This is a genomic window from Roseovarius sp. (genome assembly GCF_030373445.1).
GTDB lineage: Bacteria > Pseudomonadota > Alphaproteobacteria > Rhodobacterales > Rhodobacteraceae > Roseovarius.
The window spans coordinates 143,773-156,944 of record NZ_JAUCYU010000007.1; the positions used below are offsets into that span (position 1 = coordinate 143,773).

11 protein-coding genes are annotated in these 13,172 nt (G+C 68.3%); 6 read left to right on the forward strand and 5 right to left on the reverse strand.

Annotated features, from left to right (window positions below; all coding sequences use genetic code 11):
• Positions 1-8 precede the first annotated feature (8 nt).
• From QUV18_RS14155 to QUV18_RS14170, 4 genes are all read left to right on the forward strand, one after another.
• The gene (locus QUV18_RS14155) at positions 9-662 is read left to right on the forward strand and encodes a CoA pyrophosphatase (RefSeq protein WP_300894629.1); all 654 of its coding nucleotides are present in this window, start codon (positions 9-11) and stop codon (positions 660-662) included.
• Positions 659-1,462: an inositol monophosphatase family protein gene (locus QUV18_RS14160; RefSeq protein ID WP_300894631.1), complete on the forward strand. Its 804-nt coding sequence runs from the start codon at positions 659-661 to the stop codon at positions 1,460-1,462. The genes QUV18_RS14155 and QUV18_RS14160 overlap by 4 nt, the downstream gene beginning before the upstream one ends.
• A gap of 51 nt (positions 1,463-1,513) precedes the next feature.
• Positions 1,514-2,566, forward strand: coding sequence for an AbrB family transcriptional regulator (locus QUV18_RS14165; protein ID WP_300894632.1), 1,053 nt, complete (start codon positions 1,514-1,516; stop codon positions 2,564-2,566).
• Between the two features lie 67 nt (positions 2,567-2,633).
• Positions 2,634-3,389 carry an SDR family NAD(P)-dependent oxidoreductase gene (locus tag QUV18_RS14170; RefSeq protein ID WP_300894633.1) on the forward strand — a complete coding sequence of 252 codons (756 nt, stop codon included), beginning with the start codon at positions 2,634-2,636 and terminating at the stop codon, positions 3,387-3,389.
• Between the two features lie 24 nt (positions 3,390-3,413).
• On the opposite strand, the gene QUV18_RS14175 is transcribed toward QUV18_RS14170, so the two are convergent.
• The gene (locus QUV18_RS14175) at positions 3,414-3,830 is read right to left on the reverse strand and encodes a cell division protein ZapA (RefSeq protein WP_300894761.1); all 417 of its coding nucleotides are present in this window, start codon (positions 3,828-3,830) and stop codon (positions 3,414-3,416) included.
• Between the two features lie 2 nt (positions 3,831-3,832).
• Entirely contained in the window at positions 3,833-4,351 is a 519-nt protein-coding gene (locus QUV18_RS14180) for a hypothetical protein (protein ID WP_300894634.1), read from the reverse strand.
• Positions 4,352-4,538: 187 nt separating this feature from the next.
• Here QUV18_RS14180 and tkt point away from each other — a divergent pair, with 187 nt between their 5' ends.
• Complete coding sequence (gene tkt, locus QUV18_RS14185) at positions 4,539-6,557, forward strand: transketolase (protein WP_300894635.1); 2,019 nt, start codon at positions 4,539-4,541, stop codon at positions 6,555-6,557.
• Positions 6,558-6,627: 70 nt separating this feature from the next.
• Here tkt and QUV18_RS14190 read toward each other — a convergent pair whose 3' ends face one another.
• The 3 genes from QUV18_RS14190 to QUV18_RS14200 form a co-directional block, all read right to left on the reverse strand.
• Positions 6,628-8,196, reverse strand: a complete 1,569-nt coding sequence (locus QUV18_RS14190) for a calcium-binding protein (RefSeq protein WP_300894636.1) — start codon at positions 8,194-8,196, stop codon at positions 6,628-6,630.
• 93 nt (positions 8,197-8,289) lie between these two features.
• Positions 8,290-9,261: a DUF808 domain-containing protein gene (locus tag QUV18_RS14195; RefSeq protein ID WP_300894637.1), complete on the reverse strand. Its 972-nt coding sequence runs from the start codon at positions 9,259-9,261 to the stop codon at positions 8,290-8,292.
• 38 nt (positions 9,262-9,299) lie between these two features.
• Entirely contained in the window at positions 9,300-11,204 is a 1,905-nt protein-coding gene (locus tag QUV18_RS14200; protein ID WP_300894639.1) for a cation:proton antiporter, read from the reverse strand.
• A 146-nt stretch (positions 11,205-11,350) separates the two neighbouring features.
• On the opposite strand from QUV18_RS14200, the gene QUV18_RS14205 reads away from it, so the two are divergent.
• Positions 11,351-12,799 (forward strand): DUF5818 domain-containing protein, encoded by a 1,449-nt coding sequence (locus QUV18_RS14205; RefSeq protein ID WP_300894641.1) that lies wholly within the window; start codon positions 11,351-11,353, stop codon positions 12,797-12,799.
• Positions 12,800-13,172 lie beyond the last annotated feature (373 nt).

Here is a 13,172-nt window from a genome sequence, read left to right on the forward strand (position 1 = left end):
GACACGCCATGACCGATAAGCCAGCCGCGCCCGACTATTCCTTCGCCCCGGCGCTTCGCCGCGACATGGAGGCCCGGCTGTCCCGCTTCACCGCCGCCAGCGCCCGCACCGGCGAACTGCGGCTGGCCGCCGTCGCCATCCTCGTCGCCCCGCGAAAGGACAGCCACGACGCCGGCGTGCTGATCACGCTGCGGCCCACCCGCATCAACCGGCACAGTGGGCAATACGCCCTGCCTGGCGGCCGGCTGGACGAAGGCGAAACCCCGCTTCAGGCCGCCATCCGCGAAACGCGGGAAGAGCTGGGCCTGACCCTGACCGAGGCCGACCTGATCGGCACGCTCGACGATTATCCCACCCGGTCGGGCTTCGCGATGATCCCTCATGTGTTCTGGTGTGCTGATACCTCCGCCATGCAGCCCGACCCGTCGGAGGTGGCGCAGGTGCATTCCCTGCCCCTCTCGGAACTGGACAGCGACGATATCCCGCTGCTCGACCTGAAACCGCATAGCGAGCACCCGGTCCTGTCGGCCTTCTTCCCGACGCTCGGCCATACCGTTTACGCCCCCACCGCCGCCGTGCTCTACCAGTTTCGCGAGGTGGCGGTGCGCGGGCTCGACACGCGCGTGGCGCATTACGATCAGCCGGAATTCGCGTGGAAATGAGCGGGCCCGACCTGGAAGAAGCGCTCGAGACCGCGCATCTGCTGGCCGACGCGGCGGGAGAGATCGCCCGCGCGCACTGGTTCGCCGCCTCCGAGACCGGGTTGAAGCCCGACGGCACTGCCGTGACCGAGGCCGACACGCAGGTCGAGGCCCGCCTGCGCGAGATCATCGCGGACCGGCACCCGGACCATGGCATCCTTGGCGAGGAACAGGGCGCCACCGGCATGGACCGCGCGTTCGTCTGGGTTGTCGACCCGATCGACGGCACGCGGCAATTCGCGGCGCGGCTGATGAATTTCGGCGTGCTGATCGCGCTCTGCCACGACGGGCGGCCGGTGCTCGGGATCATTGACCAGCCGCTGGCCCGCGCGCGGTATTCGGCGGCCGAGGGACATGGCGCCACGCTCAACGGGGTGGCTATCTCGGCCAGCGGCACCCGCGCCCTTTCGCAGGCGGTGGTGGCCGTCGCCAATCCCGCGTCCTTCCCCGAGGAGATGCGCGAACCGGTGGACGCCATCGCCGAGGCCGCGCGGCTGACCGTCCATGACGGCGGGTGCCTTGCCTATGGCGCGCTGGCCCGCGGGCAGGTCGACCTCTGTCTCAACGGCCCCGACCTCGATGCCTACGACATCTGCGCGCTGGTGCCGGTCGTCACGCAGGCGGGCGGGGTCATCACGGATTGGCAGAACCGGCCGCTCACCCTTGCCTCCGACGGGGCGATCCTTGCCGCCGCCTCGCCCGCGCTGCATGCGCAGGCGCTCGACCGGCTGACCCGGCACGATCCGGTCTGGATTCCCTGACGCGGGCCGCACCGGCTTGCACCTCCCCCGTTCCGGTGGTTCATAGGCGGCATGGCAAACATCCTTGTCACCTTCGGCCTCATCTGTCTTGGCGCGCTGACCGGCTGGGGGGCTTCGCTCCTCGGGCTGCCGCTGCCCTTCCTGATCGGGCCGCTGCTGATCTGCGCGGCAATCGCCACGGCCCTGCCGCACCGCCTGCCCGAGGGCTATCGCTTCTCGCACCGGCTTCGGACGGTCTTCATCGGCGTGATCGGACTGATGATCGGGGCGCAGGTCACACCCGAGCTGTTCGCCTCGGCCCCGGAATTCGTAGTCACCTTCACGGCGCTGACGCTGTTCGTGGGCGTCTGCCTTGCCTTCAATTTCTGGGTCTTCCGCAGGCTCGGCGGCTATGACCGGGTCACCGCCTTCTATTCCAGCACGCCCGGCGGGCTGTATGAATCGCTGGCCCTGGGCGAGGCGGCGGGGGGCGACGTGGCGCGCCTGACACTGCAGCAATTCCTGCGGGTCATCGTGGTGGTGACCGCACTGCCCGTTGGCCTGTCGCTCTGGCTGGGGGAGCCGGTGGGCAGCTCGGGCGGCGTGACGCTGGCGCGCGATGACGTGCCATGGACGGACCTGCCCTATATCGTGCTGGCCGGGGCGGCGGGATATTTCGGCGGCAAGCTGCTGCGCTTGCCGGCGGCGCAGTTGACCGGGCCGATGGCGGCGGCGGCGATCATGTCGGTCACCGGACTTTTCCACGTGGATATCCCCATCTGGCTGGTGAACATCGCCCAGATCATCGTCGGCTGCGCGTTGGGCATGCGCTTTACCGGCCTGTCGCGCGGGCTGATCCTGCGCGGCGCGGGGCTGTCGCTCCTGTCGGTGGGCGGCATGCTGGTGCTGGCGCTGGTCTTCGCGTTTGCGGTCGTGCCCTTCGTGGCGGAACCGATCGACGTGCTGCTGATCAGCTTCGCCCCCGGCGGCGTGACCGAGATGTCGCTGGTGGCGCTCAGCCTGCAGGCCAACCCTGCCTTCGTCACCCTGCACCACATCTTCCGCATCCTGATCACCGTGGTCTGGCTGATGGCCTCGGCCCCGTGGGTGCGGCGCAATTTCTGACACTTTGACAGGGGCGGCCCCAAAGGCTACCTGAACGCATGTTCAATTCCTGACGGGAGAGCCGCCCATGCGTATCGAAAACACCGCTGCCATCATCACCGGGGGCGCCTCGGGCCTCGGCGAGGCCACTGCCCGCCATTTCCGCGCGCGCGGCGCACAGGTGACCCTGCTCGACCGCGACGAGGAGCGCGGCACCGCCGTGGCGAACGAGATCGGCGCCGGTTTCGTCAAGACCGACGTGACCGACGAGGCCTCGGTCCAGGCCGCCATTGCAGCCGCGTCCGAGGCGATGGGCAAGATCACCTGCGCGGTCAACTGCGCCGGCATCGCGCCGGCGGCCAAGACGCTGGGCAAGGAGGGGCCGCACGATCTCGGCACGTTCCAGCAGACGATCAACATCAACCTCGTCGGCAGTTTCAACGTCGCGCGGCTTGCCGCGGCCGAGATGGCGAAGGCCGAACCCGGCGACGACGGCCTGCGGGGGGTGATCATCAACACCGCCTCCGTCGCCGCCTTCGAGGGGCAGAAGGGACAGGCGGCCTATGCCGCGTCGAAGGGCGGGGTCGTGGGACTGTCGCTGCCGATGGCGCGCGACCTTGCGCGCGAAGGCATCCGGGTCATGGCCATCGCGCCGGGCCTGATGCTGACGCCGATGCTTCTGGGCCTGCCGCAGGAGGTGCAGGACCAGCTGGCCGCCGACGTCACCTGTCCGCGCCGGCTGGGCGACCCGGACGAATACGCGAGCCTCGCCCGCTTCATCGTGGAATGCGATTACCTGAACGGCGAGGTGATCCGCATCGACGGCGCGCTGCGCATGCAATAGCGCGCGCGCCGCCGGCACGGCGGATCAGGCGTTTTCCTCTTCCGCCTGCCGGTCACCGGCGCCGCTGTCGACCTGGTCGGCCAGCGCCTCGGCGCGCGCGGCCAGCTCGGCCATCGCATCCATGACGTCATCGGGCAGCACCGGCACCTCGATCCGCTCCGGCTGGGGCTGGGCGTTGCGCAACTGGTCGAGCTCGGCCTCCTTCTCCTGAAGCTTGTCCTCGGCCTCGCGCAGCTTGTCCTGCATCCCGGCGGTCTTGTCGGCCAGCATCAGCCCGGCCATCAGCAACATCCGCGCCTCGGGGATACGGCCGATCTGCGAGGCCAGGACCGAGGCTTCCTCGTCCAGCATCTTGGCGGCGAACTTGAGGTAGTGTTCTTCGCCCTCCTGGCAGGCGACCTCGAAGGTCCGGCCGCCGATTTCAATCTCGATCTCGGGCATGCTCATGTCTCCGCCTGTTTCGCGGCCCGCAGGTTCTCGACCGCCTCGTTCAGCTCCGTGTAGATGATCGTGGTCTCGGCCCGGTCGGCGGCACGCACCGCGCGCAGCCCTTCCAGCTCGACCTCCATCGCCGTGTTGATCAGCTCCGCGTCGCCGACGCCGGCCCCGTTGGCCTCGCGCAGGAGACCGTTGATCTCGCGCAGCTTCTCGTTCGCGGCGCGCAGGCCCTGCAGTTCGCCATCGAATTTCTTCAGGCTGCCGGCGACATCGTCCCGCGCCGACTGAAGCTCTTCCTCCAGCCTCTGGCGGCGGACCTGAAGTTTCTTGACGCGCTCGCGCAGCTGTTCGTTGGCCACCTTCTCGTCCTCAAGCTCCTGCCGGAGCGCCTCGATCTCGGCGGGCTCCGTCGCGGCGGGGGCGGCGCCCTCCGTGCCGCCGGCCTCTCCCATGCGGTCGATCCCCTGTCCGATCCGGTCGAGCGCGGCGGCGATCCGGCCCTGTAGGTCCTCTATCTGGCTCATATCCCCAGTCCTTCATCTGCTTTTCTTGGTCCTGCCGCGAATCGGCGGCCGAACGTTCTCAGCCAACTCTACAAAATCGCAGGGAAAAGTTCGCCCCCTCAAAATCGCCCGGCCAAGTACGCTTGAACTTTGGCCCGTGGCTGGTATTCAGCCGTCAACCGGTTTTCATATCAAGGATGCCAGACCCGTGGATATCGCCGCCCTTCGCACTGCCAATCCCGACCACTGGAACAAGGCCGCGGCGATCCGCGCGCTGACGCTCGACGCCGTGCACGCGGCCAATTCCGGCCATTCCGGCATGCCGATGGGCATGGCCGACGTGGCGACGGTGCTGTTCGAGAAACACCTGAAATTCGATGCGGCCGATCCCAACTGGCCCGATCGCGACCGGTTCATCCTGTCGGCGGGCCACGGCTCGATGCTGCTCTACTCGCTGCTCTATCTCACCGGCTACGAGGGGATGACGCTCGACCAGATCCGCAATTTCCGCCAATGGGGCGCGATCACGGCCGGCCATCCGGAAAACTTCCTGCACGATGCGATCGAGACCACGACCGGCCCGCTGGGCCAGGGCATCGCCAATTCCGTGGGCTTCGCCATCGCCGAGGAGGCGCTGCGCGCCCGCTTCGGCCGCAAGCTGGTCGATCATTACACCTATGTCATCGCCGGCGATGGCTGCCTGATGGAGGGCGTGAGCCAGGAGGCGATCACGCTGGCGGGGCGCCAGGCGCTGGGCAAGCTGATCGTGCTGTGGGACAACAACAACATCACCATCGACGGCGAGGTGGGCCTCGCCGACCGCACCGACCAGCCCAAGCGCTTCGCCTCGGCCGGGTGGCAGGTGATCGAGATCGACGGCCATGACCCCGACGAGATCGACGCGGCGCTGACCAAGGCGAAAACATCCCGCCGCCCCACGATGATCGCCTGCAAGACCCATATCGCCCTAGGCCACGCGGCGCAGGACACCTCGAAGGGTCACGGCGCGCTCACCGACGAGGGTCAGCTCCAGGCCGCGAAAGAGGCCTATGGATGGACAGGTGGCCCGTTCGAGGTGCCTGCAGACATCAAGTCGGCCTGGGAAGAGATCGGCCGCCGCGGCGCCGAGGAGCACGCCGCATGGAACGCCCGGTTGTCCGAGACCTCCGAGCGCCGCCAGAAGGAATTCGCGCGGATCATGGCCGGCGAGGCGCCGAAGAAGCTGTCGGCCCGGATCACGGCACTGAAACAGCAGATCAGCGCCGAGGCGCCCAAGGTCGCCACCCGCAAATCGAGCGAGATGGTGCTCGAGGTGATCAACCCGATCATGCCCGAGACCATCGGCGGCTCGGCCGACCTGTCGGGCTCCAACAACACCCGCACCGGCGACATGAGCGTGTTCGACACCGGCAACCGCAAGGGCCGCTATATCCATTACGGCATCCGCGAACACGCCATGGCGGCGGCGATGAACGGCATGGCGCTGCATGGCGGCGTGCGCCCCTATGGCGGCACGTTCATGTGCTTCACCGACTATGCCCGCCCCTCGATGCGGCTGGCCGCGCTGATGAAGGTGCCCTCGGTCTTCGTCATGACCCATGACAGCATCGGCCTTGGCGAAGACGGGCCGACGCACCAGCCGGTCGAGCATCTCGCGATCAGCCGGGCCACGCCCAATACCTATGTCTTCCGCCCCTGCGACACGGTCGAGACGGCGGAAGCCTGGGAACTGGCGCTGCGATCCACCTCGACGCCGTCGGTCCTGTCGCTGACCCGCCAGGGCGTGCCGACGCTGCGGACCGAGCACAAGCGCCGCAACATGACCGCGCTCGGCGCCTACGTTCTGGCCGAGGCCGGGGCGAGCCGCAAAGCCATCCTGATGGCCACCGGTTCGGAAGTTCACGTGGCGCTCGCGGCCCGCGACCTGCTCGAGGCCGAGGGTATCGGCACCCGCGTCGTCTCGATGCCCTGCTGGGAGTTGTTCGCCGAACAGGACGAAGGCTACCGCAAGCGCATCCTGCCCGGCGGCGACATCGTCCGCGTGGCGGTCGAGGCGGGCGTGCAACAGGGCTGGGACCGCTGGCTTTACGGAGAACGCGGCCGGGCGAAGAAGGCCGGGTTCGTGGGCATGGACAGCTTCGGCGCGTCGGCCCCGGCCGAGGTGCTGTTCGAGAAGTTCGGCATCACGGCGGAGGCGGTGGCCGAGAAGGTCCGCTCGCTGCTCTGAGGCGGCTGGCCGGGGCGCCCGGAACCTGAGCGAGATTCCGGGCGCGGCCGTTCCCTGACCGCCCGCCGCCCTAAAGCGCCGTCGCCGTGATCGACCGGTCCACCACCCGGATGTCCGAGGCCGTCAGCGACTGCCCGCCCATCACGTTGGCGATGACGATCCCGTCGACCACGATATCCGCGCCCTGCCCGTCATCCCAGACCGCGACGGAGAGGTCGTCGGCCTCCTGATCCGGCGCCAGCGCCACGACGATCAGGTCCTCGCCTGCGTCGAAATCCGTCACCTGCGTGGCGGGCAGCGGCTCCACCCCCTCGGGCGTGGCGTCATGGTCGATGCCGAACGTGTCCGCGCCCGGGCCGCCGGTCAGAACCGCGCCGTCCTTCGAGACCAGCACGTCGTCGCCCGCGCCGCCGATCAGCGTGTCGGTCTCGATCGTCCGGTAATATTCCACCCCGCCCGGGCCTTCGTCATCATCGTCGAAGCCTTCCAGCATCCCGCCCGAGCCGGTCAGCGAGTCGTTGCCCGCCCCGCCATCGACGAAATCCGCCCCGGCGCCGCGTTCGGCCCGAACGACGTCGTCGCCGCCGCCGGCCTCGATGGTGTTGGGCAGCGCATTTCCCGAGATCCAGTCGTCGCCATCGCCGGCCGCAAAGCTCTCGGTCTCCTCTTCCAGCTCGATGAAGACGTCTGTATCCGCGAGGTCGAGATCCTGCCCGCCCGCGATCTCGGCGATCAGGTCGTCGCCATAGTAGAGGTCGGCGCCCGTGCCGTCCTCCCACGGCTCCAGCGTCAACGCGCCGCCGCTGGTCTCGTTCACGCCGAGGCTCAGTTGCAGACGGTCGACCTCCGGGTCGAAATCGGTGATCCGCGTCACGTTGTCGTCGAACAGATCATCCAGCAGCAGGAAATTATCGGCCCCCTCGCCGCCCGTCACCGTGCTGCCGCCCTCGAAGACCAGTTCGTCGTCGCCCGGCCCGCCGTCCATGACGCTCCAGCCGGGGCCGTCGTCGCGAGGGATGTCGGCGTCGACCAGCCGGTCGTCGCCCGCGCCCCCCAGAAGCGTATCGATCCCCGGCCCGCCTTCCAGCCGGTCATCGCCCGCGCCTCCGTCGACAAGATCGTCGCCACTGTCGCCGCTCATCGTGTCGTCGCCGCCGCCGCCGCGCAGAGCGTCGTCGCCCGCCCCGCCATCGAGGCGGTCACCCTCGCCATTGCCTTCGATCGAGTCGTCGCCCGCGCCACCGAAGATCGAATCCGTCCCCGGGCCGCCCGTCATCGTATCCTCGCCCTCGTCACCGATAATCCGGTCATCCCCGCCATGGCCGTCGATCACATCGTCGCCGGCGTAGCCGCGCAGTTGGTCACTGGCGTTCCCGCCCTCGATCGTGTCGTCGCCGGCGTAAAGCGCGCGCAGCTCTTCGTAGGTCAGCTCGTCTTCGGGGTCGTCTTCCGGCTCGTCTTCGGGGTCATCTTCGCCGGGCTCCTCGTCCTCGACCGGCGGCCCGTCGCCCCGGCCCAGCAGCTCGTCGAGGTCCGTATCCTCGCCCGACGCTGCAACGGCGTCATCGTCGTCATCCCCGATCCAGTCGACCAGGAACGCCCCCGCCACGACCAGCGGCAACAGCAGCAAAAGTTCCAAAACAACACCCCCCGGCACGAATACAACCGTAACGTTACCTGCATCGGGGCGCATTTCAAGGCGTCAGTCTGTTTCCGGAACCGGAACGCCCGGTCACACGAACGGGTTGAGCCGTGCCACCCGCTGCCACACCGGGGTAATCAGCTTCGTTCCCACCGGCACCAGCAGCAAACCCAGAGCCAGGCCGAACACCCCGTCCAAAGCCGCGACGATCACCCATGTCACCGCCCCGCTGGCCTCGCCCGCCTCGTGGCCGATATCCTCGGCGAAATGGTGGATCCCGTCATAGATCACCGGCCAGCCCAGCGTGTCGAGCCCGTGGATGATGATCGACCCGCCGACCCAGAGCATCGCCGCCGTGCCCACCACCGTCAGAAGCCACATGAACCGCGGCATCGCCCGCACGATCCCGCGCCCCAGAGCCCGGGTCAGCCCCAGCATCCCGTTCTTCGAAATGTAAAGCCCGACGTCATCGGCCTTCACGATCAGCGCCACCGCGCCGTAGACCGCCGCCGTGATCCCCACGGCCACGATGGCCAGCGTCGCCCCCTCCATCCAGATGTTGCTGGGCGGAATGGCGGCGAGCGCGATGGTCATGATCTCGGCCGACAGGATGAAGTCGGTCTTGATCGCGCCCTTGACCTTTTCCTCCTCCAGGTGGGCCGGGTCGGCGATCTTGTGGCTGCCGTCCGGGCCGCCATGCTCGTGCCCGAACCCCAGGGCATGGGCCACCTTCTCGGCCCCTTCGAAACACAGGTAGGCCCCGCCCAGCATCAGCAGCGGCGAAATCAGCCACGGCGCGAAGGCCGACAGCGCCAGCCCGGCGGGCAGCAGGAACACCAACTTGTTGATCAGCGATCCCCGCGCAATCCGCCAGACGATGGGCAATTCCCGCTTGGGCGCGAAGCCCTGCAGGTATTTCGGCGTCACTGCCGCGTCGTCGATCACCGCGCCCGCGGCCTTGGCGCCGGCCTTGGCCGCCTGCCCCGCCACGTCGTCGACCGAGGCCGCCGCAACCTTCGCCAATGCCGCCACGTCGTCCAGTAATGCCAGAAGTCCGCTCATACCCTATGTCCCTGACCAAATCGTTGCCTTGAAATAACCTAAGCGTCTCCGCCCCGGATCCGTTCCATCCGGTCGCGCATTTCCGCCTCCCATACGCCCCGACGCGAGCGGACAAGCTCCACATAAGCCGTGTTCTCGTGCAACGGAACGCCGCTGTCATAGGCCTCCGCCGCCTCCAGCATCGCAGCCTGGTCGGTCTCGACGAAAGCGTCGATCATCTTCTGGGCGACATCCCGCTCGATCCCCAGCGCCTCGAAGACCGAGCGGCTCATCCGCATGGAGCTGTCGAAGGTCTCGCGGATGATATCGCGGCAGCCCAGGGTCCACAGCTCGTAGACGTGATCCCGGTCGACGGCGCGCGCCACGATATGCACCTGCGGATAGGTATGCGTGACATGCCTGACGATCTCGTTGATCTGCGCGCGGTCGTCGATGGCGACGATCAGCATCTTCGCGGCGCCGATGCCCGCCGCGTGCAGCAGGTCGGGGCGCGAGGCGTCGCCGTAATAGTGCCGCGTGCCGAACCGCTCGAGGATATCGAGCCGCCGCGCGTTGTAGTCGATCACCGTCGTTCTCAGCCCCGCCGCCTTTATCACCCGATCGATCAGCCCGCCCATCCGGCCGGCACCGGCGATGATGACCTGCGTGTCGCTCGGCATCTCGTCGGCCTCGCGCTCCTGCACGGTGGAAAAGCGCGGGGCGATCACCCGGTCGTAGAGGATGAAGAGGCCCGGTGTCAGGAGCATCGACAGCGCCACCACCAGCAGAAGCTGATCCGCGAGCCCTGTCGGAATGACCCCGTTGGCCACGGTGAAGGACAAAAGGACGAAGCCGAACTCCCCCGCCTGCGCCAGCCCCAGCGCGAACAGCCACCGGTCGGCCCCCCGTATCCGGAACACCACCGCCAGCACCAGCAGCACCGCCACCTTCGCCCCCATCAGGCCGATGGTCATGGCGAGGATGCCGAACAGGTTCTCGAACAGCAGCGCGAAGTTGATCGAGGCGCCCACCGTCATGAAGAACAACCCCAGCAGCAGCCCCCGGAAGGGGTCGATATCGCTTTCGAGCTCGTGCCGGTAGGGCGAGTTGGCCAGCACCACGCCGGCCAGGAACGTCCCCAGCGCCGGCGACAACCCCACCACCAGCATCAGCAGCGCGATGCCCACCACCATCAGGAGGGCCGTCGCGGTGAACAGCTCGCGCAGACCGGCCGCCGCGATGAAGCGGAAAACCGGGGTGGTCAGGTACGACCCCCCGATCACCACCGCCGCCACCGCCGCGAAGGTCACCAGCGCCGTCTGCCAGCCGGAAAGCCCGTCGACGAGGTTGATCGCCGGGCCGTGATCGCCGTCCTCCGCCGCCCCGTTCGCGGCCCCGTGCGCCGCCTCTTCCGCGCCATGGGCCACCGCCGCCGCGTGATCCGCCAGTTCCGGCATCGCCAGGAGCGGCAGGAAGGCCAGCATCGGAATCACCGCGATATCCTGCGTCAGCAGCACCGCGAAGGAAGACTGCCCGCCATCGGATTTCATCAGCCCCTTCTCGCCCAGCGTCTGCAGCACGATGGCGGTCGAGGACAGCGCGAACACCAGCCCCACCGCCAGCGCCACCGACCAGTCGAGCCCCAGCACGATCCCCGCGCCCGCCACGAGCGCGGTGGTCAGCCCGACCTGCCCGCCGCCCAGCCCCATCAGCCGCCCGCGCATCGACCACAGGTGCTTCGGCTCAAGCTCCAGCCCGACGAGGAACAGCATCATCACCACGCCGAACTCGGCGAAATGCTGGATCGAGACCACGTCGACCCGCAGAAGCGCCAGCACCGGGCTGATCACGATCCCCGCGATCAGGTAGCCCAGCACCGAGCCCAGCCCCAGCCGCGTCGCAATCGGCACAGAGATCACGCCCGCCACGAGGAAGATGAACGCCAGCAGCAGAAAATCGGTCATGTCCTGTCCCCCGTCCTGTCCGGGCACACACCCCCCGCACGCCTAGGATTAGCCGCCCTGCCCCCTGCCGCAAGGCAGAAATCCCCGGAACATGGCCGCCGGGGGTTTGGTTGGGCGGACAGGAGAAGGAAAACGGAGGACCCCAGATGAAACGCACAGCACCCCGCGCCACCCTCGTGGCTGCGGCCCTTGCCGCCGGGGCCGGCATGGCAAGCGCACAAAGCGCCTGCGGCACGTCCTACGCGATCGAGCCGGGCGACACGCTCTACCAGGTCTCGCAGCGCTGCGACGTGGGCCTGACCCGGATCATGACGCTCAACCCGAACATCAACGCGCGGGACCTTTCGGTCGGCCAGAGCATCCGCCTGACCGGCGGCACAAGCGCCGGGGGCGAGACCAGCAACAGCGACGGCACCCGCCGGGGCGCCGAGACCTACCGCGTGGGCCAGGGCGAAACCCTCTATTCCATCGCCCAGGCGGTCGGCGTGTCGATCATCGAACTGCTCAATGCCAACGGCGATATCGACCCTGCCGACCTGCGCGTGGGCGAGATCATCGACATTCCCACCGAGGACCCTTCGGCCGCCGTGCGGATCACCCCCGACAGCGGCCCGCCCGAGACGCAGGTGACCCTGCGCGCCCGCAACCTGCGGCCCGATGACTGGGTCACGATCGGCGTCGGCCGGGTCTCGTCGGAATGGCGCGCCGTGGGCCAGGCCCGCGCCAATGGCGAGGGCAACCTCTCGGCGCAAGTCGGCCTGCCCGACTGGGCCGACCCGGGAGACGACCTGATCTACGTGCTGGATACTGACCGAGGCATGTCCCTCAAGTCCGGCCGCTTCGACGTGACCGGGCGCGACCGCGAGCGCGACACCGGCGGCGACGGGCGCATCACGCTGGAAGGTCGCGTACGCCAGGGCGCCGAATGTGCCACGCTGACCACGGTCGACGGCGACACCTGGTCGCTCACCAGCGCCGATATCGACTTCACCTCCGGCGAATATGTCCGCGTCTCGGGCACCCGCGCCGACATGTCCTTTTGCCAGCAGGGCATCGGCACGGTCGAGGTCGCCCGCCTGAACGAGATCGCGCCGGGCGGCGATGACGGTCGCGACCGCGAGGAAGACGACGGGCGCGACACCGACATGCTCACCCTCGAAGGCCGCGTCGGCGAGGGCGCCGAATGCGCCACGCTGACCACGTCGGACGGCGACGTGTGGTCCCTCACCAGCGCCGATGTCGATTTCACCGCCGACGAATACGTCCGCGTGCGCGGTGCCCGCAAGGCCGCCGCCTTCTGCCAGCAGGGGCTGGGCACCGTCGACGTCATCCGCCTGACCGAGATCGACCGCGACGGCGGCGGCGGGGAGGCCCCCCGTAACGACCGCGTCACGCTGGAAGGCCGCGTTAGCCAAGGCGTCGAATGCATGGTCCTGCGCACCAGCGACGGCGACACATGGTCCCTGACCAGCGACGACGTCCGCTTCACCGAAGGCGAATACGTCGAGGTGAGCGGCACCCGCGCCGACATGTCATTCTGCCAGCAGGGCACCGGCACGGTCGACGTCAACCGCATCAGAGAAGTGCCCAGCTAAGGGCGCCGATTTGAAACCTCACAGGGCCGGTCATCGCGACCGGCCCTTTTTTTGCGGGTCAGACGCCAGCTAGGAACCTTTCGCAGACATCGCCACGAAGCGCCTGCGCGGAATCCAGGGCTTTAGCCCGCCGCGCATCGACGGGCCGTCCCGACGGCACGGCGATTTGGCAATTGAATTGCCACGCACGAAGGATGGAGGCACTTGGCAGACATAAACTGCCCCTCACTATCGTCGGTTCGCCGTACCACGGCCCGTCGATGCGCGGCTCCTCACCGTTGAGCGAAACGCCCGCGCTGGGCGCTCCCCTTAAACTCAGCCCCCCACCACGTTAGCGCCACCATAAGCGCATCCCCGCCACACCCCGGCTACG